The 24160-nt window shown below is 71.7% G+C and carries 23 protein-coding genes; 10 read left to right on the top strand and 13 right to left on the bottom strand.

Annotated features, from left to right (window positions below; all coding sequences use genetic code 11):
- Positions 1-238 precede the first annotated feature (238 nt).
- Complete coding sequence (locus ACZ5GP_RS30080) at positions 239-1576, top strand: M14 family metallopeptidase (RefSeq protein WP_468753844.1); 1338 nt, start codon at positions 239-241, stop codon at positions 1574-1576.
- Between the two features lie 108 nt (positions 1577-1684).
- Here ACZ5GP_RS30080 and ACZ5GP_RS30075 read toward each other — a convergent pair whose 3' ends face one another.
- From ACZ5GP_RS30075 to ACZ5GP_RS30055, 5 genes are all read right to left on the bottom strand, one after another.
- Positions 1685-2551, bottom strand: coding sequence for a GNAT family N-acetyltransferase (locus tag ACZ5GP_RS30075; RefSeq protein ID WP_468753843.1), 867 nt, complete (start codon positions 2549-2551; stop codon positions 1685-1687).
- 126 nt (positions 2552-2677) lie between these two features.
- Positions 2678-4168 (bottom strand): GntP family permease, encoded by a 1491-nt coding sequence (locus tag ACZ5GP_RS30070; protein WP_468753842.1) that lies wholly within the window; start codon positions 4166-4168, stop codon positions 2678-2680.
- A gap of 115 nt (positions 4169-4283) precedes the next feature.
- Complete coding sequence (locus tag ACZ5GP_RS30065) at positions 4284-4703, bottom strand: RidA family protein (RefSeq protein ID WP_468753841.1); 420 nt, start codon at positions 4701-4703, stop codon at positions 4284-4286.
- Positions 4704-4709: 6 nt separating this feature from the next.
- Positions 4710-5468: an IclR family transcriptional regulator gene (locus ACZ5GP_RS30060; RefSeq protein ID WP_358699919.1), complete on the bottom strand. Its 759-nt coding sequence runs from the start codon at positions 5466-5468 to the stop codon at positions 4710-4712.
- Positions 5465-6562: a sugar kinase gene (locus tag ACZ5GP_RS30055; RefSeq protein WP_468753840.1), complete on the bottom strand. Its 1098-nt coding sequence runs from the start codon at positions 6560-6562 to the stop codon at positions 5465-5467. Before ACZ5GP_RS30055 ends, ACZ5GP_RS30060 begins: the two co-directional genes overlap by 4 nt.
- A gap of 127 nt (positions 6563-6689) precedes the next feature.
- Here ACZ5GP_RS30055 and ACZ5GP_RS30050 point away from each other — a divergent pair, with 127 nt between their 5' ends.
- Positions 6690-7985 (top strand): amino acid deaminase, encoded by a 1296-nt coding sequence (locus ACZ5GP_RS30050; protein ID WP_468753839.1) that lies wholly within the window; start codon positions 6690-6692, stop codon positions 7983-7985.
- Between the two features lie 72 nt (positions 7986-8057).
- Positions 8058-9674 (top strand): N-acyl-D-amino-acid deacylase family protein, encoded by a 1617-nt coding sequence (locus tag ACZ5GP_RS30045; RefSeq protein WP_468753838.1) that lies wholly within the window; start codon positions 8058-8060, stop codon positions 9672-9674.
- A gap of 11 nt (positions 9675-9685) precedes the next feature.
- Here ACZ5GP_RS30045 and ACZ5GP_RS30040 read toward each other — a convergent pair whose 3' ends face one another.
- The 4 genes from ACZ5GP_RS30040 to ACZ5GP_RS30025 all read right to left on the bottom strand — a co-directional run bounded on the left by ACZ5GP_RS30040 (position 9686) and on the right by ACZ5GP_RS30025 (position 12643).
- On the bottom strand, positions 9686-9976 hold the full coding sequence (locus ACZ5GP_RS30040; protein WP_468753837.1) for an SCO5918 family protein: 291 nt from the start codon (positions 9974-9976) through the stop codon (positions 9686-9688).
- A 61-nt stretch (positions 9977-10037) separates the two neighbouring features.
- On the bottom strand, positions 10038-11510 hold the full coding sequence (locus ACZ5GP_RS30035) for a DEAD/DEAH box helicase (protein WP_468753836.1): 1473 nt from the start codon (positions 11508-11510) through the stop codon (positions 10038-10040).
- Positions 11511-11775: 265 nt separating this feature from the next.
- Complete coding sequence (locus ACZ5GP_RS30030) at positions 11776-11979, bottom strand: cold-shock protein (protein ID WP_046930152.1); 204 nt, start codon at positions 11977-11979, stop codon at positions 11776-11778.
- 322 nt (positions 11980-12301) lie between these two features.
- Positions 12302-12643, bottom strand: coding sequence for a MerR family transcriptional regulator (locus ACZ5GP_RS30025; RefSeq protein ID WP_468753835.1), 342 nt, complete (start codon positions 12641-12643; stop codon positions 12302-12304).
- A 415-nt stretch (positions 12644-13058) separates the two neighbouring features.
- On the opposite strand from ACZ5GP_RS30025, the gene ACZ5GP_RS30020 reads away from it, so the two are divergent.
- The 3 genes from ACZ5GP_RS30020 (at position 13059) to ACZ5GP_RS30010 (ending at position 14483) form a co-directional block, all read left to right on the top strand.
- Positions 13059-13442 (top strand): hypothetical protein, encoded by a 384-nt coding sequence (locus ACZ5GP_RS30020; RefSeq protein ID WP_468753834.1) that lies wholly within the window; start codon positions 13059-13061, stop codon positions 13440-13442.
- 144 nt (positions 13443-13586) lie between these two features.
- Positions 13587-14009 (top strand): Hsp20/alpha crystallin family protein, encoded by a 423-nt coding sequence (locus ACZ5GP_RS30015; RefSeq protein WP_468753833.1) that lies wholly within the window; start codon positions 13587-13589, stop codon positions 14007-14009.
- 75 nt (positions 14010-14084) lie between these two features.
- Positions 14085-14483, top strand: a complete 399-nt coding sequence (locus ACZ5GP_RS30010; RefSeq protein WP_468753832.1) for a DUF2267 domain-containing protein — start codon at positions 14085-14087, stop codon at positions 14481-14483.
- Positions 14484-14580: 97 nt separating this feature from the next.
- Here the strand turns inward: ACZ5GP_RS30010 and ACZ5GP_RS30005 are convergent, their stop codons facing one another.
- Positions 14581-15417 carry a trypsin-like serine peptidase gene (locus ACZ5GP_RS30005; protein ID WP_468753831.1) on the bottom strand — a complete coding sequence of 279 codons (837 nt, stop codon included), beginning with the start codon at positions 15415-15417 and terminating at the stop codon, positions 14581-14583.
- A gap of 149 nt (positions 15418-15566) precedes the next feature.
- Between ACZ5GP_RS30005 and ACZ5GP_RS30000 the strand changes: the two genes are divergently transcribed.
- Together ACZ5GP_RS30000 and ACZ5GP_RS29995 are read left to right on the top strand one after the other, a co-directional pair.
- Positions 15567-16778 carry a pyridoxal phosphate-dependent aminotransferase gene (locus tag ACZ5GP_RS30000; RefSeq protein WP_468753830.1) on the top strand — a complete coding sequence of 404 codons (1212 nt, stop codon included), beginning with the start codon at positions 15567-15569 and terminating at the stop codon, positions 16776-16778.
- Between the two features lie 83 nt (positions 16779-16861).
- Positions 16862-17299 carry an SCO4983 family protein gene (locus ACZ5GP_RS29995; protein ID WP_468753829.1) on the top strand — a complete coding sequence of 146 codons (438 nt, stop codon included), beginning with the start codon at positions 16862-16864 and terminating at the stop codon, positions 17297-17299.
- A 221-nt stretch (positions 17300-17520) separates the two neighbouring features.
- Here ACZ5GP_RS29995 and ACZ5GP_RS29990 read toward each other — a convergent pair whose 3' ends face one another.
- Positions 17521-19368, bottom strand: coding sequence for a phosphoenolpyruvate carboxykinase (GTP) (locus tag ACZ5GP_RS29990; protein WP_468753828.1), 1848 nt, complete (start codon positions 19366-19368; stop codon positions 17521-17523).
- Between the two features lie 310 nt (positions 19369-19678).
- Here ACZ5GP_RS29990 and trhA point away from each other — a divergent pair, with 310 nt between their 5' ends.
- Together trhA and ACZ5GP_RS29980 are read left to right on the top strand one after the other, a co-directional pair.
- Positions 19679-20395, top strand: coding sequence for a PAQR family membrane homeostasis protein TrhA (gene trhA / locus ACZ5GP_RS29985; protein ID WP_468753827.1), 717 nt, complete (start codon positions 19679-19681; stop codon positions 20393-20395).
- Positions 20396-20560: 165 nt separating this feature from the next.
- Positions 20561-21295: a Mut7-C RNAse domain-containing protein gene (locus ACZ5GP_RS29980; RefSeq protein ID WP_468753826.1), complete on the top strand. Its 735-nt coding sequence runs from the start codon at positions 20561-20563 to the stop codon at positions 21293-21295.
- Between the two features lie 94 nt (positions 21296-21389).
- Here the strand turns inward: ACZ5GP_RS29980 and ACZ5GP_RS29975 are convergent, their stop codons facing one another.
- Complete coding sequence (locus ACZ5GP_RS29975) at positions 21390-21896, bottom strand: carboxymuconolactone decarboxylase family protein (RefSeq protein WP_468753825.1); 507 nt, start codon at positions 21894-21896, stop codon at positions 21390-21392.
- A 133-nt stretch (positions 21897-22029) separates the two neighbouring features.
- Positions 22030-24048, bottom strand: coding sequence for a thioredoxin domain-containing protein (locus ACZ5GP_RS29970; protein ID WP_468753824.1), 2019 nt, complete (start codon positions 24046-24048; stop codon positions 22030-22032).
- Positions 24049-24160: the final 112 nt, after the last annotated feature.

Here is a 24160-nt window from a genome sequence, read left to right as displayed (position 1 = left end):
GCCGATCAAGAAAGCGCATCGCGGCGCGCGGCACAAGTGGGTTGGCCGAAGACAGTGTTGACGGGGGCATGCCATGCATTGACGATGGGGCGGCGCACCCCGCATCGCACCCGGCGCACGCTCCGGCCCGCGCCACCGCACCCGGCGCACGCTCTCGCCCGCGCCACCGCACCCCGCATCCCGCACTCCCCCACCGCACACGTCGCACTGAATCACCCCCCACCCCTGAGGAGACTTCATGCGGCTCCGCATACGCGGCAGAAGATCCGCGACCCTCGCGGCCCTTCTCGCCCTCGCCGTGGCCCCCCTCACCGCCACCGCCGCGCCCGCCGACCCCGCCGACCCCGGCGCGAAGAGCACGGCGGCGGACGACGAGGCGATACGCCAGTACGAGATCCCCCTGACCGACGGCCGTGCCGCGCGGACCGCGCTGGCCCGTACCGGTGTCGCCGTCGACGAGGTCCACGCCCGCTCGGTGGTCGTCTCCGCCGACGGCCGCGAGGCGGCCCGGCTCAGGGAGTCCGGCTACGCGCTCAAGGCCCTGGCCGGCCCCCCGAAGCGCACGGACGGCAAGGCGGTGGAGCCCATGGACTTCCCGCCCGCCGACGCGAACTACCACAACTACGCCGAGATGAACGCGGCGATCGACCAGTACATCGCGGCCCACCCCGACCTGATCAGCAAGCGGGTCATCGGCAGGTCCTACGCGGGCCGCGACATCGTCGCCATCAAGATCAGCGACAACGTCACCACCGACGAGGCCGAGCCCGAGGTCCTCTTCACCCACCACCAGCACGCCCGTGAGCACCTCACGGTCGAGATGGCGCTCTACCTGATGCGCGAGCTGGGCGACGACTACGCCACGGACGCCCGTATCAAGAAGATGGTCGACTCGCGCGAGATCTGGATCGTGCCGGACGTGAACCCGGACGGCGGCGAGTACGACATCGCCACCGGCTCGTACCGCAGCTGGCGCAAGAACCGCCAGCCCAACACCGGCTCGTCCAGCGTGGGCACGGACCTGAACCGCAACTGGGGCTACAAGTGGGGCTGCTGCGGCGGCTCCTCCGGTTCCACCGGCTCGGACACCTACCGCGGCCGTGCCGCCGAGTCGGCGCCCGAGGTGAAGGTCGTCGCGGACTTCGTGCGCGGCCGCGTCGTCGGCGGCAAGCAGCAAATCAGGGCCGGCATCGACTTCCACACCTACAGCGAGCTGGTGCTGTGGCCCTACGGCTACACGTACGCCGACACCGCCGCGGGCCTGACCCAGGACGACCGGGACGCGCACGCGGCCGTCGGCAGGAAGATGGCCGCGAGCAACGGCTACACGCCCGAGCAGTCCAGCGACCTGTACATCACGGACGGTTCGATCGACGACTGGCTGTGGGGCAGCCAGAAGATCTTCAGCTACACCTTCGAGATGTACCCGTCGTCGGGCGGCGGCGGCTTCTACCCGCCCGACGAGGTGATCGAGCGGGAGACCTCGCGCAACCGCGACGCGGTCCTGCAACTCCTGGAGAACGCGGACTGCATGTACCGGTCCATCGGCAAGGAGCAGCAGTACTGCACCGGTTGACGCCGTGGACGGTCCTGCCCGAACGCTTCGGTGAGGCTTCCTCAACGGGCGTTCGGGCTCGGTCGGGGTCAGCGGCGCGGCCTGTCCGATACCGCCGCCCGATCGATGTCAGGCGGCTCGGCCGATGTCCAGCCGTTGGGGCGACGGCTCGTATCCAGCGGCCCTGTAGGCGGCGACAGCGGCGGTGTTCGAGGTCGGGGTGCTGACGAGTGCGCTCGACGCACCCAGTTCACGCAGCGCCGCCGCCGCGGCGACGCCGATCGCCGTCCCGTGGCCGCGACCGCGGTGGTCGGCGTGCACGCCCACCGGCTCCAGCAGGCCGGGCCTGCCGGGCCCGGCCGACCAGACCGTCGCCGCGGCCACCGCGTTGTCCTGGTCGTCGTAGCCGATCAGGCAGCGCGCGTCGGCATAGACCGGCCCGGCCGCGAGGACGTGCCAGATCTCCTCGGTGAACGCCGGGCTGCCGAACGCCGAACGATGCACCGCGGTCCGCACCCCCGCCGTCCGCGGACCGGCCACCTCGATCCGCAGGCCGGAGTCCCGCACCGGCTCGGCGAGGTCGCGGCGCAGCGGCGTCCACGGCTCGTCCGGAAGCCAGCCCGCCGCCAGGAGGACCTCGCGGAGCAGGGCACCGTCGGGGATCTCCAGGCCGACCTTCCCGGCGGGCAGGACCCCGCGCCGCGGATCATCGAGGTCCGCCAGCAGCCGGCGCGCCAGCTCACCGTCCTGTCGCAGATCCGGCGCGGTCGTCAGGCGCAGCACATCAGGGCCGTCCAGGTAGCCGACGGCGATGATCCGTCCGTCCACGCTCCAGGTGCGGACGGCCGCGGCCAGCCTCTCCGCGCCCAGCGCCCAGGCCCAGCCGAGGTCTCCCGGATGGAGTTGCAGCGGCGTGCGGTCGTCCTGCCACCCGCGGAGGGCGTCCACCACCCCGGTCAGCCCCTCGACGCCGGGCTCGTTCAGAACGATCGTCATGTCCCGCATCCCACAGCATCGCGGCGACCGACCGCACCCGGTTTTACTCGGCCGGCCGGCTCGACGGGACACCCCGCCTCGACGCTGACGTCACCATCCATGACCGGTCGCGGTCGCCGCTCGGGCCTACACGAACAGGCTGACGACCGCCGCCACCGCGAAGCCCGCCAGTGACAGGACCGACTCCAGGACCGTCCACGTCTTGAGGGTGTCCCGTTCCGAGATGCCGAAGTACTTCGCGACCATCCAGAAGCCGCCGTCGTTCACGTGCGAGGCGAAGATGGAGCCGGCCGAGATCGCCATGATGACCAGCGCGACGAACGCCTGGGAGTAGTCGCCCTCGGCGAGCAGCGGGGCCACGATGCCCGCCGTCGTGACGATCGCCACCGTCGCCGAGCCCTGGGCGACGCGCAGGACGAGGGAGAGCAGGTAGGCGAGGACGATCACCGGCAGGCCCACGTCCTGGAAGGTGTCCGAGAGGGCCTTCGCGACGCCGCCGGCCTTCAGGACCGCGCCGAAGACACCGCCCGCGCCGACCACCAGCAGGATGTTGCCGACCGGCTTCAGGGACGAGGTCGACACCCGTTCGAGGGACTTGCGGGACCAGCCGCGCCGGATGCCCAGCAAGTAGTAGGCCATGAACAGGGCGATGGTCAGGGCCACGAACGGGCTGCCGAAGAACTCGATGACCGAGCGGGGCGTCGAGGGGTCGAAGGCTATGGAGGAGAAGGTCGCCAGGAGGATCAGGACGAGCGGCGTGCCGATGATCGCGAAGACGGTGCCCAGCGGCACCGGCCTCTCCTGCGGGCTCACCCCGGCCGCGCGCTGCTCGGCGGCCACCGCCGCCTTCGCCTCCTCGGCGGCCTCGACCATGTCCTGCGGGACGGGCACGAAGATGCGCCTGCCGACCCACGCGGCGTACGCCCAGGCGACGAGCACCGCCGGGAGGCCGCAGACGACGCCCATGAGGATGACCCAGCCGAGGTCCACCTTCAGCAGTCCGGCGGCGGCCACCGGGCCCGGGTGCGGGGGCAGGAAGGCGTGGGTCATGGAGAGGCCCGCGAGGAGCGGCAGGCAGTAGAGCAGGATCGATTTGCCGCTGCGCTTGGCGGCGGCGTACACGAGGGGGGCCAGGACGAAGATGCCCACGTCGAAGAAGACCGGGACGCCGAAGATCAGGCCGGTCAGGCCCATGGCCAGCGGCGCGCGCTTCTCGCCGAACAGGCCCAGCAGGCGCGACGCCAGCACCTCCGCGCCGCCCGACACCTCGAGGATCGCGCCGAGCATCGTGCCGAGACCGATGATGATCGCCACATGCCCGAGGATGCCGCCCATGCCCGACTCGACGACCGAGACGGCGTCGGACTTCTGGACCGTGCCGAAGAGTTCGGTGACGGAGAGGCCGGCCGCGAGGCCGACGGCCACGGAGACCGCGAGCAGCGCCACGAAGGGCTGGAGCCGGACCTTGATGATCAGGAAGAGCAGCAGGGCGATGCCGAGCGCGGCGACGGTCAGCAGGCCCGCCGTGCCGTCGATCAGGGCGAGGAGGCCACCGGTGTGCGGTGGTGTCTGCGCGGCGGGGGCGGCCGCGAGCACGGCGGTGTGGGACGGGGACATCGTGGACCTCGTAAGGGCATAAGGCTTTCGGGGCAGGGGGGATCGCGGCACGGCGCCCCGTGCGGACGGGGCACCGTGCCGTGACGACGTACGGCTTGCTGAAGGGGGATGCGGGTCAGCCGAGGACGGCGAGCGCGTCGATCTCGATGAGCAGGCCCTTGGGCAGACCCACGTAGACGGTGGTGCGGGCCGCGGCGGGGGCCGTGAGTCCCTGCTGCTCGAAGTACTCGTTGTAGATCGCGTTCATCTCCGCGAAGTGGTCCACGTCCGTGAGGTAGACGCGCATCATCATCACGTCGTCCCAGGTGGCGCCGCCCTCTTCGAGGATCGCCTTGACGTTGGCGAAGGTCTGGAGGGTCTGCTCGCGCAGGGTGGGGCCCGCCGGGGTGGGGGCCTTGCCCTCCTCGGCCGGCAGGAAGCCGACCTGGCCGGCGACCTGAAGGATGTTGCCCTTCTTGACGCCGTGGGAGAACTTCGCGGGCGGGGTGGTGTGGGTGGCCGGGGTGAGGGCTGTCTTCACGGTGTGCTCGCTCATGGACGTTCAGGCTTCCTTCAGGGGTGACTTGCCGGAGTACTCCCGGCTGATGGCGTCCGCCGTGCGGCGCACCAGCGGGAGCAGGGCGAGGAGTTCCTCGGCGGTGACGACGACGTTCGGCGCGGAGACCGACATGGCGGCGACGACGCGGCCGTCCGCGCCGCGGATGGGGGCCCCGACGCAGTTGATGGACTCCTCGTGGCCACCGAGGTCGGTGGCCCAACCCTGTTCGCGCACCTTGTCCAGCTCGCGCAGGAACGCGCCGGCGTTGGGTGTCGAACGGGACGTGTAGGTGGGGTAGTCGAGCTTCTCCGCGAGGGCGCGGCGCTCGGCCTCGGGGAAGTCGGCGAGCAGGAGCTTGGCGACGGCGGCGACCGTGATGGCCACCGGTTTGCCGATACGGGAGTACATGCGCACCGGGTAGCGGCTCTCGACCTTGTCGATGTAGAGGACCTCGCCGTCCTCGTGGACGGCGAGGTGGACCGTGTGGCCGCACTTCTCGTTGAGGGCGAGGAGGTGGGGGTGGGCGATCTCGCGTACGTCGAGGTTCTCGACGGCCTCCTGCGCGAGGGCGAACAGGCGCGCGCCGAGGCGGTAGCGCTGGTCGGACTGGCGGAAGACCAGGCCGTGTTCGTGGAGGGTGCGCAGCAGCCGCAGCGCCGTGGACTTGTGGACGCCGAGCCGGTCGGCGACCTGGCCGAGGTCGGCGGGGCCCTCGGCGAGCAGCGGCAGGATCGACAGCGCGCGGTCGACGGTCTGGCTCATGGGGTACGTACCTCCTCCTCGGCCCCGGGCTCTTCCGGAGCGGCGGCACCGGTCTGCTCCGGCGCGTTCGCCGTCCAGCCGGGTCCGAGACGCAGTGTCTCCCAGGCGGTGTCGTCGAGGGCGGCGAGGCGGTCGGCGTGTGCGCGGGCGCAGGGCCGGGCGAGGTCGCCGGGGACGGTGAGGGCGGCGGCGGCCATCAGGTGGCCGTGCCGCAGCCGACGGGCGGCGCTCAGGCCGCGCAGGGTGGCGGAGAGGAAGCCGGCGGCGAAGGCGTCACCGGCGCCGACGGACGCGACGACGTCCACGCGCGGGGCGGCCTGGAAGACGGGGTCCTCGCCGTGCCGGAAGACGGTGGCTCCGCGGCCGCCCTGTTTGACGACCAGGGTGGCGGGTTCGGGCAGGGCGGCGCGCAGGGCCTCGGGGCCGCCGGCGATGCCCCAGGCCGCCGCGGCCTCGTCCTCGCCGACGAAGACGAGATCCGCGCCCCGGGCGAGGCCGAGGAGGACGTCCGCTCCGGCGCCGGAACAGTTCCGCCACAGCCCGGGACGGTGGTTGACGTCGAAGGAGACGAGCGGGGCCCGGTCCGCGCGCCGGGCGCACAGGTGGCGCACCAGGTCGAGGCAGTCGGCGGAGAGGGCGGGCGTGATGCCCGTCAGGTGCAGCACGCGGCCCGAGGCGAGCGCGGCCTCGTCGACGGAGCCCCGGGCCATGGCGGAGGCGGCCGAGCCCGCGCGGTAGTAGACGACCTCGTGCGCGTCGCTGTCGCGGTCGTCGGCGGTGCGGAAGTAGACACCGGTGGGGCGGTGCGGGTCGCGGCCGACGGCGGAGGTGTCGACGCCGTAGCGGGCGACGGCCGCCACGAGGTGGTCGCCGAAGCCGTCGGTGCCGACGCGGCTGACCCAGCGGGTGGTGTGCCCGGCCGCGGCGAGGGCGCACAGGACGTTGGACTCGGCGCCGCCGATCCCGCGGTCGAAGGAGGGCACGTCGGCGAGGCGGCCGGGGCGCGCGGGCAGGAAGGTGACCATGGACTCGCCGAGCGCCACGACGTCCACGGCCGGCGGTGCGGACGCCTTCGCGGCTGCCTGTGCGGTCACGTTCTCCAGCCCCTCAACCGGCTCCCCGGATCCGTTGACCCGGCGTTGGCTCGGATGTTAGACAGCAGTAAGCGACATACGCAATGAACGTTGCACATCATGCAACGCACCTCTGGAGGAGGCGCCCATGGCCGCCGACCACGCCGTCGAACGTCCCGTCGATCCCCTGGCCGCGCTCGCGGACGAGCGGGTCGACCACCGCTTCAAGGGGCTTCCCCCGGACGCGGCGGGCCGCACCGTCGGCGAGCTGGCGGCCGAGCGCCGGAACCTGTTCACCGGCGGCTTCACCACCCCCGTCCTCGCCCTGTCCGCCGAGCGCCTGGAGCACAACCTCGCGCTCATGGAGACGTACGCGAAGCGGCACGGCCTCGCCTTCGCGCCGCACGGCAAGACGTCGATGGCCCCGCAGCTGTTCGCCCGGCAGATCGAGCACGGGGCGTGGGGCATCACCCTCGCCGTGCCCCACCAGGTGCACGTGGCACGGGCGTTCGGCACCTCGCGGATCTTCCTCGCGAACGAACTGGTCGACGCGGCGGCACTGCGCCGGCTCGCGGGCGAGCTGGACGCCGACCCCTCCTTCCGCTTCATCTGCTACGTCGACTCCGTACGCGGTGTGGAACTGATGCACGCCGCCCTGAGCGAGGCGGGCGCGACCCGGCCCGTGGACGTCGTGCTCGAACTGGCGGCGGGCGACGAGGCGCGCACCGGCGTGCGGACCGAGGCCGAGTGCCTGGAGATCGCGAACGCCGTCGCGGGCGCGGACACGCTGCGTCTCGTCGGCGTCGCCGGCTACGAGGGCGAGGTGCCGCAGGCCTCCACGGAGCGGGTCACGGCCTGGCTGCGGCGGCTCGTCGGCCTGCTCGTCGAGCTGGACGCGGCGGGGCGGTTCACCGATCTGCCGGAGGTCGTGGTCAGCGCCGGCGGCAGCGCCTGGTTCGACGCGGTGGCCTCGGTGTTCGCCGAGATCCCGGAACTGTCCGCGCCGGTCCTGAAGTTGCTGCGCTCGGGCGCGTACGTCTCCCACGACGACGGCCACTACCAGCAGCTGACGCCGTTCAACCGCGTCCCCGAGGAGGGTGCGCTGGAGCCGGCGTTCCGGCTCTGGGCGCAGGTGGTGTCGCGGCCGTCGGTCGAGCAGGCGTTCATCAACGCGGGCAAGCGGGACGCGGCGTACGACCTCGATCTGCCCTCGGCGCAGGTCGTGCGCCGGGACGGCGTGGAGCGGCCCGCCACCGGCATCACGGTCACGGGCCTGTCCGACCAGCACGGCTGGCTGCGGACCTCCCCGGAGGCGGACCTCGCCGTGGGCGACTGGGTGGGCCTCGGGCTCTCGCATCCGTGCACGGCCTTCGACAAGTGGCAGCTGATTCCGGTGGTGGCGGACGGGGGGACGGTCGTGGACTACGTCCGCACGTTCTTCTGAGCCGACGCCGGGGCCCCCGGACACCTCACAGGCACCTCGCGGACGCCGCGCGGACGAGAGAGAGACACCCCCATGGACCTGGTGATCCGGGACGTACGCGTCATCGACGGCACCGGCGGTGCCTCGTACCGCGCCGACATCGGCGTACACGAGGGCAGGATCGCCGAGATCCGCGGGGAGCGGGACGGCCCCGGCCCCCGCCCGACGGCGCGCCGGACTCTGGACGCCCAGGGCCTCGCGCTGGCGCCCGGCTTCATCGACATGCACGCCCACAGCGATCTCGCCCTGCTCCAGGACCCCGCGCACACCGCGAAGGCCGCCCAGGGCGTCACGCTGGAGGTCATCGGCCAGGACGGTCTGAGCTACGCCCCCGTCGACGACCGCACGCTCGCCGAGGTCCGCCGCGCCATCACCGGCTGGAACGGCGACGGCGGCGACATCGACTTCACGTGGCGCACCGTCGGCGGCTACCTCGACGCGCTCGACACCGCGCACGGCGGGGACGGCATCGCGGTGAACGCCGCGTACCTCGTCCCGCAGGGCACCGTCCGGATGTACGCGCTGGGCTGGGACGACCGCCCCGCGACCCCCGCAGAGCTGGACCGGATGCGGCAGCTCGTCGCCGAGGGGATGCGCCAGGGCGCCGTGGGCATGTCGTCGGGGCTCACCTACACGCCCGGCATGTACGCCGACGACTCCGAACTGACCGAGCTGTGCCGGGTGGTCGCCGCCCACAAGGGCTACTACTGCCCCCATCACCGCAGTTACGGCGCGGGCGCCCTCCAGGCGTACGCGGAGATGGTGAACCTCACCCGCACCGCGCGCTGCCCGCTCCACCTCGCGCACGCCACCATGAACTTCGGCGTGAACAAGGGCAAGGCGCCCGACCTGCTCGCCCTCCTGGACGAGGCCCTCGCGCAAGGGGCCGACATCACCCTGGACACGTATCCCTACACCCCTGGCTGCACCACGCTCGTCGCGCTGTTGCCCAGCTGGGCGGGTGAGGGCGGGCCCGACGCGATCCTCGCCCGGCTGCGGGACGACGCGACCGCCGAGAAGATCCGCCACCACATGGAGGTCGTCGGCGCCGACGGCTGCCACGGCGTGCCCGTCGAGTGGGACACGATCGAGATATCCGGGGTCAACGACCCGAAACTCGCGTCCTGTGTCGGCACGACGGTCCGTCAGTTCGCCGACACGCGGGGCGAGGCCCCTTGGGTGACCGCGCGACGGCTGCTGATCGACGACAGGCTGGGCTCGACCATCCTCCAGCACGTGGGCCACGAGGAGAACGTACGAGCGATCATGCGGCACCGCGTGCACACGGGGGGCAGCGACGGCATCCTGCGGGGCGTCAAGCCGCACCCGCGCGCGTACGGCACGTTCCCGCGATATCTCGGGCGCTACGCGCGGGAGTTGGGCGTCATGTCGCTCGAAGAGACGGTCGCCCACCTCACCTCGCGGCCCGCCGCCCGCCTCCGCCTGCCCGACCGGGGCCTGGTCCGCGAGGGATACCGGGCCGACCTGGTGCTCTTCGACCCGGAGACGGTCGCGGCGGGCTCCACCTTCGAGGCACCGCGCACGCTCCCGACCGGGATCCCGCACGTGTTGATCGACGGCAGGTTCGTCATGCGGGACGGCCGGCGCACGGCCACCCTCGCGGGGCGCGCCGTACGCCGCACACCCTGACCGCGGGCGGCCTAGACCACCGACGTGGGCCAGGCCTCCGACACGACAGGCTCGGGCGCGACGGGCGCGGGCGCGGGGCGGCAGGTGAAGCCGAGGCCGCTCAGCGCCCGGGTGACCTCCTGCGCGGAGAAGTCGCGCCGGTCCTGCCGGGTGATCGCCTCCCCCACCTGCTTGACGGGGTAGTGACGGCGCCCGATGATCACGGACTCACCGGTGACGGGCTCGGGCTTGACGCCCTTCATGGTCTGCTCGACCTCGCTCTTGAAGAGGTCGAAGGGGAAACGGGCGATGACACAGCGCATGGGTGCCTCACAGAGGGAGAGGGTGGGGAGGGAGAGCCGGACGGGGCGGTGACCGCCGGTGTCAGGCGGCCTTGCTCTGCGAGGGGCCCTGCGCGGCGCCACCCGAACGGGCGGCGTAGGCACGGCGGGCACGCCCGTCGCGCGGGCGCCGGCCACGGGAGGGGGAGCCCGGACGCCCGGAGCTCTCCCTCGGCGGGGCGGCGATGGTCACGGGGATGCCCGAGGGGGTCCGGGCGCCGGTGATGCGGGTCAGCTCGGCCTCGCCGGAGCGCACCTGCGCGGTCTGCGGGGTGATGCCCGCCGCGGCCATGAGCCGGCTCATGTCGCGCCGCTGCGCCGAGGTGACCAGGGTGACGACGCTGCCGGAACCACCGGCGCGGGCGGTGCGGCCGCCGCGGTGCAGGTAGTCCTTGTGGTCGGCCGGCGGGTCGACGTTGACCACGAGGTCGAGGTCGTCGACGTGGATGCCGCGCGCCGCGACGTTCGTGGCGACGAGGGCGGTGACCTGGCCGGACTTGAACTGGGCGAGCGTGCGGGTGCGCTGCGGCTGGGACTTGCCGCCGTGCAGCGCCGCGGCCCGCACCCCGCTGTTGAGCAGGTGGGTGGTGAGCCGGTCGACGGCGTGCTTGGTGTCCAGGAACAGGATGACCCGCCCGTCGCGCGCGGCGATCTCGGTCGTCGCGGCGTACTTGTCGCCACCGTGGATGTGCAGCACGTGGTGCTCCATCGTGGTGACGGCGCCCGCCGACGGGTCGACCGAGTGGACGACCGGGTCGCTCAGGTAGCGGCGGACCAGGAGGTCGACGTTGCGGTCCAGGGTGGCGGAGAACAGCATCCGCTGGCCGCCGGGGCGCACCTGGTCGAGCAGCTCGGTGACCTGCGGCAGAAAGCCCATGTCGGCCATCTGGTCGGCCTCGTCCAGGACGGTGACGGCGACCTGGTCGAGCTGGCAGTCACGGCGCTCGATGAGGTCCTTGAGCCGGCCGGGGGTCGCGACGACGACCTCGGCACCGGCGCGCAGGGCACCGGCCTGCCTGCCGATCGACATGCCGCCGACGACGGTGGCCAGCCGCAGCCGCACCGCCTTGGCGTACGGGGTGAGCGCGTCGGTCACCTGCTGGGCCAGTTCCCGGGTGGGCACGAGGATCAGGGCGAGGGGGCGGCGCGGCTCGGCGCGCTGACCCGCGGTGCGGGCGAGCACGGCGAGGCCGAACGCGAGGGTCTTGCCGGATCCGGTGCGCCCGCGGCCGAGGACGTCACGGCCCGCGAGCGAGTTGGGCAGCGTGGCCGCCTGGATCGGGAACGGCGCGGTGACGCCCAGCCGGGTGAGGGTCTGCACCACCGTGTCCGGCAGCCCGAGCGCGCCGAAGTCCTCGACGGGGGGCAGAGCGGGGGTGACGGTGACCGGGAGGGCGAACTCTCCCTGGAGCGCGGCGGGCCGCCGGGAGGAGCCGCCCCTGGAGTAGGACCGGCCCGGGGATGCGGGGCGGGCGCCGCCCGCGTACCGGCTGTTCGTGCGACTTGAGCGGTTCATGAAGAACCTTCCTCGATGCGGCGCGTATCGAGGAATTCTCACGACGCAGGACAGCGTCGAGAATTGCAGGAACGGCCGGGGGGATTAAACATAATTCCGGCCGCCGGATTTATTCCGGGAGCGGCCGGTCAAGAAAGAGGGACACGCTCCGGGCAGAACCACCGGGGTGTCGCATCAGGTCATCGGGGAGTCGTCTCCCCGGAAACAGAACGAGCTGGGGCCCGCACCCAAGGTGCGGGCCCCAGCTACGAAGTGCGCGTCAGCGTCAGGCGGGAACGATGTTCTCGGCCTGCGGGCCCTTCTGGCCCTGCGTGACGTCGAAGTTCACCTTCTGGCCCTCCTGGAGCTCACGGAAGCCCTGGGTGGCGATGTTCGAGTAGTGAGCGAAGACGTCGGCGCCGCCGCCGTCCTGCTCGATGAAGCCGAAGCCCTTTTCCGCGTTGAACCACTTCACGGTGCCAGTAGCCATGTCATATCTCCTTCGGGGCAGTGCCCGTGGAATCCACACTGTGCGAACTCCGCGTCGCCGCAATGATTTCCCCGTCCGGAAATAACCGGCAATACAAAGTGCCCCGCCGACACATAACGCCGACTGAGCACTTGAAGTCTCTTGGGAACCACAACTGCAACTGATAACGACAGTAGCACGCTCTCGCCGCTCGTGCAGAGGTTTCTATAGCGCTCAGCCGGACGGCGGATAAACCCTCATCGCGCATCACGCGAAATTCTGCATTTGCCGCCGTAGATATCCGTCGGCGTCGGCGCGAGACCCGTGCCCACGACGGGCTCCGTCAGGACGACTTGGCCCCCTCGGACTCGGAGTGGCGCAGCTGCTCGTTGAGGCGCAGGGCCTCCTCCAGCTGGTCCTCCAGGATGACGATGCGGCAGGCCGCCTCGATCGGCGTGCCCTGGTCGACGAGCTCCCGGGCGCGCGCGGCGACGCGCAGCTGGTAGCGGGAGTAGCGGCGGTGGCCGCCCTCGGAGCGCAGCGGGGTGATCAGGCGAGCGTCACCGACCGCCCGGAGGAAGCCCGGCGTGGCGCCGATCATCTCGGCGGCCCGGCCCATGGTGTAGGCCGGGTAGTCGTCGTCGTCGAACCGGTCGGGACCTTGCGGATGAGTCTCTGGGGGCATCTGCACCTTTTCTGGAACGCGTCGAGGGGCCTGGTGCCGTACGACACCAGGCCCCGAGGGGTTTCAACACCATCTACCGGCCGTGTGTGCCGGCTCTCTGTATCCGCACGGCCGCCCGACGGGGCGGGGATGCGGGGATCGCGGTTGCTTGACCGGGGACCACCTTCCAATCCGGGGCCTGCGGTACCCGGGCGAGATCGGACTCCGCCCAGGCGATCCTGATGGCGTCGCACTCCTCTCGTACTGCTGGAACTCGGTTCTGCTGAAACGTCCTGTGTCGAACGTCGGTGACTACACAAAGAACTCTAGCCACGTCGGTTGCGCATGTCTACCGCAGCCACGACAGATTTTCGGAAGCGGAGGGGGAGGTATCCGGGCACCCACGCGCCCCTTCGCCTCGGTAGGCTCACCAGTCATGTCGAAGCCTGACGAACTGCTCGTCGACATCGCCTCCCTGGTCGAGTCCGAGCGCAGCAATCAGATGTCCCTCACCGTGGTCGCGGCCGGCGCCGTCATCACCGGACGGCTGGCCCCCGAAGCCCTGTGGCGGCGGCGCGTCGCCGAAGTCCTCAAGGACTCCGAGCAGCTGCGCCCGTTCGCCGCCGCGTTCGAGAGCGAGGCCGACGAGGCGCCCGCCGCCCCGGCGCGGGACACCGCGCCGCCCACCCATCTGCACTTCCATCTGGCCCGGATCCTCCAGGGCACCCTCGGCCTCCCGGAGACCGGCGGGATGTACCGCATCGCCCTCCAGGACGTGAGCGCCTGGACGGTGGGAGACCTCAGCTACTCGGACCACTGACCGCCCGGACCCAGGTCCGGGGCCGGCTCCACGCGAGAGCTCCCGTCCCGGACCTGAGTCCCACCTTGTCAATTTTCCTCCCTTGGGCTATATAGAAAAACGTAGGGCATCGCACCCAGTACCTGAGGAAGGGAGTGACCCGTGATGCTCATGCGCACCGACCCGTTCCGCGAGTTGGACCGCCTCACCCAGCAGGTCTTCAACAACGCGCGTCCGGCCGGAATGCAGATGGACGCCTACCGCGAGGGCGACGAGTTCGTGGTCCACTTCGATCTGCCGGGCGTCGACCCGGAGTCGATCGACCTGGACGTGGAACGCCACGTGCTGAACGTGCGCGCCGAGCGCCGCTCCCCCGCCCGTGAGGGCGTGGAGATGATCGCGGCCGAGCGCCCCACCGGCAGCTTCTCCCGCCAGCTGTTCCTCGGCGACACCCTGGACACCGAGCGCATCGACGCCTCGTACGACGCGGGCGTGCTGACCCTGCGCATCCCGGTGGCCGAGCAGGCGAAGCCGCGCAAGATCCAGATCAGTGGTGGCGACAGCGGTCGCAGGCAGATCAGCGGCTGACGCCCTCGCGCGAGCAGCCGCGGCCACGCGGGGAGCGCGGCCGATCGACCAGATGAAACGGAGGAGAACGGCACGATGAGATGGAGCGACCTCATCGAGGCGGTCAGGGAATCCGGCCAGTACACCACCGCCGCGCAGGCGGAGCGCGTGACGCGCACCGTCCTGGGCGCCCTCGGCGGCCACGTCGTCGGGGACGAACGCGTCGAACTGGCGGGCCAGTTGCCGGCAGAGGCGGCGAAGGTGATCGCGGACCAGGTTCCCGTGACCCGACAGCTCACGGCCGCGGAGTTCGTCGAGAGCGTGGCGCGGCGCCTGGAGGGCGCCACGCCGGCCACCGCCCGATGGGACGTCAGCTCCGTCCTCACCGCCCTGGCGCGGGCGGTCGACGCCTCGCTCGTCGACCGCCTGCTGAGCCTGCTGCCGCCGGGCTACGCCCTGCTGTTCGGCCGGGCCGAGCTCATGGCGGCGGCCTGAGGACCTGAGGGGCGGGTGCCGCCCGGGCCCCGGACAAGGGGCCCGGGCGGCACCCGCCCTCGTGTTCGCTTCCCTGCCCGGCCGCCCGGGGGCCTCGCTACTTGGGCAGGGTGCAGCCGGGACGGTTCAGGTCGATCTTGTTGCCGGCGCCGACACACGGCACGATCGTGTAGGTCTGCTGCCCGTAGTTGACGCCCTGGCGCACGGTGACCCGGCCGCTCTCGTCGACCTCGCAGGGGTTGTTGTCCGTGCACCGGCCGCCGTCGTCGTTGCCGGTGTTGTGGACGGCGGCGACCTTGCCGGTCGCGTCATCGATCACCGGGGAGCCCGAGGTCCCGCCGATCGTCCGGCAGGCGGAGGTGTAGCGCAGGGAGTCCTTCCAGGTCCACTCCCCCTCCTTGAGGCGGTACGCGAAGCCGTCGATGGCGCAGCTGTAGGTCTTCTTCCAGTAGCCGGAGGCGATGGTGACCGCCCGGCCCCGCTCGGGGCGCGCCGCGCTCAGCTCCAGCGCCTTGATCCCGTACCTGCTCTCGATGTCGCGGTAGGTGCTGGTCAGCCGGTAGAGCGAGACGTCCGTGTCGGTCATCGTGCCGTACGCGATCTTGCTCGCCCTGACCTTGCCGAGGTTGCCGCCCGCGGCGCTCAAGAGCGTGAAGGTGCGCGAGGAGGGCTGGTCGACGACGACCTCGCCGGCCCCGGGGAAGCCGGTCTCCAGGCAGTGGCCGTTGGACATGACGAGCGCGGGGTCGTCGGGCCGCGAGTCGGGTGCGCGGACGACGGAGCCGGAACAGTTGCTGAGCGCCACGGTCCCGGCGAAGCCGACAGCCTTGACCGCCGGCTGGACGGGGCGTTCCTCGCTGACGGCCGCCGCGGGCGCCGCCGTCGCTCCCAGGAGCAGCACGGCGGAGCAGGCACCGACGAGAGGCTTCTTCATGTGGGGGTCCCCTCCGATGGCAGAGTTGTCATGCGCATTGTTGGGCCAGGGGAACTCGCGGGACAAGACCGCCTCCGGGGCCCGCGCCCGCCGGGCGGGAGGCGGAATCCGCTCCGCCGCCCGCCGGAACACCCCGTAAGCTCGCCGCCATGCAGGTCATCCAGTCGACGAAGCTCGCCAATGTCTGTTACGAGATCCGGGGCCCCGTGCTCGAGGAGGCCATGCGGCTGGAAGCGGCGGGCCACCGCATCCTCAAGCTGAACACCGGCAACCCCGCCGCCTTCGGCTTCGAGTGTCCGCCCGAGATCTTGGAGGACATCCTCCGCAACGTCGGCACCGCGCACGGCTACGGCGACGCGAAGGGGCTCCTGGCGGCCCGCCGCGCGGTCGTCATGCACAACCAGACGCTCGGCATCGAGACCGACGTCGAGCACGTCTTCATCGGCAACGGCGTCTCCGAGCTGATCGTGATGGCCATGCAGGGCCTGCTCGACGACGGCGACGAGGTCCTCGTACCGGCGCCCGACTACCCCCTGTGGACCGCGGCCGTCTCGCTGTCCGGCGGTACCGCCGTGCACTACCGCTGCGACGAGCAGGCCGACTGGATGCCGGACCTCGCCGACATCGAGCGCAAGGTGACCGACCGCACCAAGGCGCTCGTCATCATCAACCCGAACAACCCGACCGGCGCCGTCTACAGCGACGAGATGCTGCGCGGCCTGACCGACATCGCGCGCCGGCACAATCTGCTGATCTGCTCGGACGAGATCTACGACAAGATCCTCTACGACGGGGCGACGCACACGCCGACCGCCGCCGTCGCGCCGGACCTGCTGACCCTCACCTTCAACGGCATGTCGAAGGCGTACCGGGTGGCGGGCTACCGCGTCGGCTGGATGGCGGTCTCGGGGCCGAAGGCGCACGCCTCCTCGTACATCGAGGGCCTGACGATCCTCGCCAACATGCGCCTGTGCGCGAACATGCCGGGTCAGCACGGCGTCGTGGCGGCGCTCGCCGGACGCCAGACGATCAACGACCTGGTACTGCCGGGCGGGCGGCTCCTGGAGCAGCGGGACACGGCGTACGACCTGCTCACGCAGATTCCCGGGGTGAGCTGCGTGAAGCCCAAGGGGTCGCTGTACCTCTTCCCGCGGCTCGACCCGAAGGTGTTCAAGATCAAGGACGACCGGCAGCTCGTCCTGGACCTGCTGCGGGCCGAGAAGATCATGGTCGTCCACGGTACGGGCTTCAACTGGCCGGAACCGGATCACTTCCGCGTGGTCACCCTGCCGACGGCGACGGACCTCGCCGAGGCCGTCCGGCGGATCGGGAACTTCCTGGACGGCTACAGCCAGCCCTGAGGTGTACACCACCTGGGACGGGCACAACTTTAGACAGAATCCAAGCTAGGATGGTGTCAAGCAACCCGCTTGGAGGCCATCCCGTGTACGAGCCGATCCGCACCAAGTCGGTCCATTCGATGGCCGACGACGCGACCTTCCCCCACCGTTCCCGCGAGGAGGAGCTGGACATCCAGCTCGCCGGGCACCTCGCGGCACTCCTCGCCGTCACCGACGAGCTGCGCGCACTGGCCCCGGCCGCCGAGCTGGACGCCGCCGCCGAGCGGCTGGCGCGCGAGGTGGCGCGGCTGCGCCGCGGCGCGCAGCCGGCGCGGGCCTCCGTCGCCGTCGGCCGGTCCCACGGCTCGACGCGCGGGAGCCACCCCCTGCCCCCGCTCGCCGCCCTGCACCAGCGCGCCCACGCCCTCGCGGGCCGCGCCCTGGTCGTGGCGGCTTCCCGCGCCGACACCGCGGCGGCGATCCTGGCCGCCGAGCGCATGGACGCCCACGCGGACGCCGCGCGCCTGGTCGGCGCCTCCTGAAACGGCCCCGGTCCGCGGCCGGTGAGGCCGCGGACCGGGTGCCACCAGCGGTGGCGACGGCACTGGGGGTGCCCTTGACCCCGCCGATGAGCCTCGTCATTGAAGCATGCGTGGACCGCTCATGTGAGGGCCGCGTGCCGAAGGCGTGAAGGACGCGTGCGCACGAACGCGGGAGGGCCCCGCACGCCGTTGTGCGGGGCCCTTTCCGTGGCGCTGGAGCGTCAGCCGAGGCGCTGTACGAGCGAGCGGTACTCGTCCCACAGTTCCTGCGGCGTGTGCTCGCCGAAGGTGTTGAGGTGCTCGGGGACCAGCGCGGCCTCCTCGCGCCAGACCTCCTTGTCCACCGTGAGCAGGAACTCCAGGTCGGACGCGGGCAGGTCCAGGCCGTCGGTGTCGAGCGAGTCGACCGTCGGGAGGATGCCGATGGGGGTCTCGACGCCCTCGGCCCGGCCGTCGAGGCGCTCCACGATCCACTTCAGGACGCGGGAGTTCTCACCGAAGCCCGGCCACACGAAGCGGCCCTTGTCGTCCTTGCGGAACCAGTTCACGTAGTAGATCTTGGGGAGCTTCGACTGGTCCTTGTCCTTGGCCACGTCGACCCAGTGGGCCATGTAGTCACCCATGTTGTAGCCGCAGAAGGGCAGCATGGCGAAGGGGTCGCGGCGCAGCTCGCCGACCTTGCCCTCGGCGGCGGCGGTCTTCTCGGAGGCGACGTTCGCGCCGAGGAAGACGCCGTGCTGCCAGTCGAAGGACTCGGTGACCAGCGGGACCGCGCTCGCGCGGCGGCCACCGAAGAGGATCGCCGAGATCGGCACGCCCTTGGGGTCCTCCCACTCGGGCGCGATGATCGGGCACTGGGAGGCGGGGGTGGTGAAGCGGGCGTTGGGGTGGGCGGCCGGGACGCCGGAGTCCGGGGTCCAGTCGTTGCCCTTCCAGTCGGTGAGGTGGGCGGGGGTCTCCTCCGTCATGCCCTCCCACCAGACGTCGCCGTCGTCGGTGAGCGCGACGTTCGTGAAGACGGAGTTGCCCCACAGCGTCTTCATGGCGTTGGCGTTGGTGTGCTCGCCGGTGCCGGGCGCGACGCCGAAGAAGCCGGCCTCCGGGTTGATCGCGTACAGGCGGCCGTCCTCGCCGAAGCGCATCCAGGCGATGTCGTCGCCGATCGTCTCGACGGTCCAGCCGGAGATCGTCGGCTCCAGCATGGCGAGGTTCGTCTTGCCGCAGGCGGACGGGAAGGCGGCGGCGACGTACTTGCTCTCGCCCTGCGGGGGCGTCAGCTTCAGGATCAGCATGTGCTCGGCCAGCCAGCCCTCGTCGCGCGCCATGACGGAGGCGATGCGCAGGGCGTAGCACTTCTTGCCGAGCAGGGCGTTGCCGCCGTAGCCCGAGCCGTAGGACCAGATCTCGCGGTCCTCGGGGAAGTGCGAGATGTACTTGGTGGAGTTGCAGGGCCAGGGCACGTCGGCCTCGCCCTCGGCCAGCGGGGCGCCGAGAGTGTGGACGGCCTTGACGAAGAAGCCGTCCTCGCCCAGCTCGTCCAGGACGGCCTGGCCCATCCGGGTCATGGTGCGCATGGAGACGGCGACGTACGCGGAGTCGGTGATCTCGACGCCGATCGCGGACAGCGGCGAGCCGACCGGGCCCATGCAGAAGGGCACGACGTACATCGTGCGGCCCTTCATGGAGCCGCGGAAGACACCGCCCTTGCCGTCGGTGCCGCGGAAGATCTCCCGCATCTCGGCGGGGGCCTTCCAGTGGTTGGTCGGGCCCGCGTCCTCCTCCTTCTCGGAGCAGATGAAGGTGCGGTCCTCGACGCGCGCGACGTCGGTCGGGTCGGAGGCCGCGTAGTACGAGTTCGGGCGCAAAGTCGGGTCGAGCTTCTTGAAGGTCCCCTTGGCGACGAGCTCCTCGCACAGGCGCTCGTACTCGGCCTCGGAGCCGTCACACCAGACCACCCTGTCCGGCTGCGTCAGTTCGGCGATCTCGTCGACCCAGGAGGCGAGCTCCTTGTGACGGGTCGGGACGGTGTTGGTCGGGACGGTGCTGGGAGCCGCGATGTCGCGCGCCACGATTGCTCCTAATCGAGGGGTTTTTGGGATGTATGCCCCGTGGGGGCTGCGACCCGGACGCTTCACGTGCATTTCCTTTGGCGCTCATCCGGTGCCGACCGCACTCATTTGATCATCCGACGCGCCCGCCCATCTGTCCAGAGGGCCTCACACCTGAGCGGCGTGAGGCTCGCCACTTGTACGGCTTCGGGTACGAGGGCGGGGTTCCGTCCGTTTTGGTGCGGGGCGCCCGTGGCGGGCGGGGCGGTGGCGGCGTGGGGTCCACCACCGCTGATGACCGACTTACGGGCCCGTAGGTACGATGCGGACCATGACCGCCTCCGCCTCCGAACCGATCCCGGAACCCGAGGGCGCCCCCTCCCTCGTCCCGTCCCCGCAGGACATGCCGCTGCCCGTGAAGCCGAAGATGCGCGGCTGGTTGCACGCCGGCATGTTCCCCGCGGTGGTCGTCGCCGGCCTGGTGCTGACCGCCCTCGCGGACACCACCCGCGGCCGGATCGCCTGCGGTGTCTTCGCCCTGACCGCCTGTCTGCTCTTCGGCGTGAGCGCGCTGTACCACCGGGGGAACTGGAGCCCCCGGGCGGACGGCGTCCTGCGCAGGCTGGACCACTCCAACATCTTCCTGATCATCGCGGGCACCTACACCCCGCTGACGATGCTGCTGCTCCCCGACGCGAAGGGGCGGTGGCTCCTGTGGGGCATCTGGGGCGCGGCCGTCGCGGGCATCGCCTTCCGCGTGTTCTGGGTCGGCGCCCCGCGCTGGCTGTACACGCCGTGCTACATCGCGATGGGCTGGGCCGCCGTCTTCTTCCTGCCCGACTTCATGCACGCGGGCGGCGTCGCCGTGCTCGTCCTGGTGGTCGTCGGCGGACTGCTCTACAGCGCGGGCGGCGTGATCTACGGCATCAAGCGCCCCAACCCCTCCCCCCACTACTTCGGCTTCCACGAGGTCTTCCACTCGCTGACGCTGGCCGCCTTCGCCGTCCACTACATCGGCATCTCCCTGGTGGCCTACCGACACGGCTGACCCCTCCCCACCGCACGCGCCGCAGTGGCCCCGGCTCTTTGTCCGGGGCCACTTTTTCGTGCCGGCCGCGCGCTCCCGGATGCCGGAGCAGTCGCGGCCGGTCGCAGCCGGACGGCGCGTGGAAATCCCCGGTGGCGGGCCGGGCCGCCGTGCCATCCTGGCCCTATGAACGGTCCGGAGATCCTCGTAGGTTTCGCCCCTGAGCTGGGCGTTTTCGTTCCGCAGGAGCGAAGGGGCGGCCCCACGAAGGCCGTTACGGACGGTGCGTCCACGCTCGGGCACGTGGTCGAGTCCCTCGGTGTCCCCCTCACCGAGGTCGGCGCGCTCGTCGTGGACGGGCGCGAGGTCGCCACCGGACACATCCCGGCGGCCGGCGAGAGCGTCCGCGTACGCGCGGTGAGCCGCCCCCAACCGGTGCCGGGCGCCCCCCTGCGGTTCCTCCTCGACGTGCATCTCGGCACGCTGGCGCGGCGGTTGCGGCTCCTCGGCGTCGACGCGGCGTACGAGAGCACGGACATCGGCGACCCGGCCCTCGCCGCGCGCTCGGCGGCCGAGCGGCGCGTCCTGCTGAGCCGCGACCGGGGCCTGCTGCGGCGCCGCGAGCTGTGGGCCGGAGCGTACGTCTACAGCGACCGCCCGGAGGACCAGCTCCGGGACGTGCTCGGCCGGTTCGCGCCTCGGCTGCGGCCCTGGACGCGGTGCACGGCCTGCAACGGCACGCTCCGGGCGGCCACCAAGGAGGAGGTCGCGGACGTCCTCGAAGGCGGCACCCGGGGGACGTACGACGTCTTCGCCCAGTGCGGTGAGTGCTCCCGCGTGTACTGGCGGGGCGCCCACCACGACCGTCTGGAGGCGATCGTGGCGGGGGCCATGGCGGAGTTCGGCGGAGCCCTCACCTGAGGCCGGCGGGGCCCTCACCTCATGCCGGGCTCACTTCATGCCGGGCTCACTTCACGCCGGCCTCACTTCATGCCGGGCTCACTTCATGCCGGGCTCACTTCCACGGGTCGGTGAACGACCGGCCCGGCACCGGCTTGGCGATGAGCGCCACGGCGGCGAAGAAGTTGACCTGGCCGATGGCGAACATCAGCGTGGCGAGCGCCTTGGGCTCGTAGTGCTCGGCCGCCCGCGCGTACAGCTCGTCGGAGACCCGCTCGCCGTGCGTGGACGGCTGGTGCACCGCCTCCACCAGCGCCAGCGCGGCCCGCTCGGGGCCGGTGAAGTACGGCGAGTCCTGCCAGGAGGCCACCGACGTGATCCGCTCCTGCGTCTCCCCCATCTTCTGCAGGAAGCCCGTGTGCAGCACGGTCAGGTAGGTGCTGCCGAGGATCTGCCCGGCACGCAGCTGCACCAGGCTGATCGTCGGGCGCGGCAGCGAGCCGTTGCCGACGACCTTGAACAGCGCCGCCGACACCTCCGCCAGCTCGGGCACGAGAGCCGCCGGGTCGTCGGACATCCTCGGCGCCATCGGGATCTCCGCCGTGATCGAACGCGTTTCCATCGTCGTCTCCCTCGGGTTGCTGTGGTGCTTTCACTGCCCTGACGGAGCGCGCGGGGAAAGTGTGACCCGGGGGAGCCGCACGCATTCCGGCGGACCCCGGCCGGTCCGCCTCAGGAGACGGCTCGGGTGGGCCTCAGGAGAGCAGGCCGGCCAGCGCGGCCGCGTCCGTCGTCGGGGCGTCACAGACGAAGCCCCGGCAGACGTACGCGGCCGGCAGCCCGCCGATCAGGCCCCGCCCCGCGAGCAGCGGCAGCTCCTCGGAGCCCTCCGGCCCCGCCGCGACGACCGCGCCGGGCGCGCCCCCGAGCAGCGCCGTCCGGTGCAGGTCCCCGAGGACCTCGCCCACCACGGCCACTTCGAGGGGCCCCGAGAGCGCCGCCTCGGCGACCGCGAGGCCGTGTCCGATGAACCGCGGCACGCGCGGCCCGAGCGCCTTGACGACGCCGAGGGCCCGCTCCGCCGCCGTGCGGTGCGGCGCGGCGCCGGTGTGCGCCGCGTACGACAGGAGCGCGCCGGCCGCGGCCGTCCACCCGGAGGGCGCGGCGTTGTCGGTGGGGTCCTGCGGGCGCCGGATGAGCCGCTCGGCGTCCAGCGCCGTGTCGTACAGCGCGCCGTTCTCCGGGTCCACGAACCGGGTGAGGACGTGGTCGAGCAGGAACCCGGCGAACTCCAGCCACACCCCCTCCCCCGTCACGGACGCCAGCGCGAGGAAGCCCTCGGCGACATCGGCGTAGTCCTCCAGGACGCCCGCGTTGGCGCCGGCCCTGCCGTCCTTCGAGGTGCGGGTGAGCCGCGCGCGGGGGTCCATGTGCAGACGTACGAGGAGATCGCCCGCGCCGACGGCCGCCGCGACGAGGTCGGGCCGGTCGAAGTACGCGCCGACCTCGGCGAGCGCGGCGACGGCGAGGCCGTTCCAGGCGGCGACCACCTTGTCGTCCCGGCCGGGCGCGGGGCGCCGGACGCGGGCGGCCAGCAGCCGCTCCCGGATCGAGGCGAGCCGCGCGGCGTCCGCCACGGGCCCTTCCCGCAGGGGCAGTTGGAGGACGGAGGCGCCTTCTTCGAAGGTGCCCTCCTGGGTGACGCCGTAGCAGGACATGGCCAGTTCGGCGTCGGCGTCCCCGAGGACCTCCCGGAGCTGTTCGGGCGTCCACACGTAGTACGCGCCCTCGACGTGCTTGCCGGTGGCCGGGTCCTCGCTGTCGGCGTCGAGCGCGGAGGCGAACCCGCCCTCGTTGGTGCGCAGTTCGCGGACCATGAAGTCGGCGGTCTCCAGGGCGACGCGGCGGGCGAGGTCCGAGCCGGTGGCGCGCCACAGATGAGCGTACGCCCGGCAGAGCAGGGCGTTGTCGTACAGCATCTTCTCGAAGTGCGGCACGACCCACTCGCTGTCGACGGAGTAGCGGGCGAAGCCGCCGCCGAGCTGGTCGTAGATGCCGCCGCGCGCCATCCGCTCGCAGGTCTCGGCGGCCATCTGGAGGGCGCCCTCGGAGCCGGTGCGGGCGTAGTGCCGCAGCAGGAACTCGATCACCATGGACGGCGGGAACTTGGGCGCGCCGCCGAAGCCGCCGTGCGAGGCGTCGTAGTCGCGGGTCAGGCCGAGCAGCGCCTGCGCCAGCTCGTCCTCGCCGGGCTTCTCGCCGGAGCCGTGGGTGAGCTGCCGCTCCCCCAGCTCGCGCACGATCTTGCCGGCGACCTCGGCGACCTCGCCGCGCCGGTCCGCCCACGCCCGGTGCACGCCGTCCAGGACCTGCGTGAAGGACGGCATGCCGTGCCGCGGCTCGGGCGGGAAGTACGTGCCGAAGTAGAAGGGCTCGGCGTCGGCGGTGAGGAAGACGGTCATGGGCCAGCCGCCCTGGCCCGTCGCGGCCTGCACGGCCTCCATGTAGACGGCGTCGACATCGGGCCGCTCCTCGCGGTCCACCTTGATGTTCACGAACTTCTCGTTCATGAGCGCGGCCGTCGCCTCGTCCTCGAAGGACTCGTGCGCCATGACGTGGCACCAGTGGCACGCCGAGTACCCGACCGACAACAGCACGGGCACATCACGCCGTTTCGCTTCCGCGAACGCCTCGGGTCCCCACGGCCACCAGTCGACCGGATTGTCGGCGTGCTGAAGCAGATACGGCGAGGTCATACCAGCCAACCGGTTCATGAAACCCAGCCTCTCACAGCGCCTGGCACGGCCGGCGAAGCCTTCACGGGATCGCTTGGCTCGGCTGAACTGCGCTTGGGGGCCTTCACCCGGTGGGCGACCCCATCCGCTC

The sequence above is a fragment of the Streptomyces sp. NPDC031466 genome (genome assembly GCF_055581265.1).
This window is presented reverse-complemented; position numbering and strand designations above follow the sequence as displayed.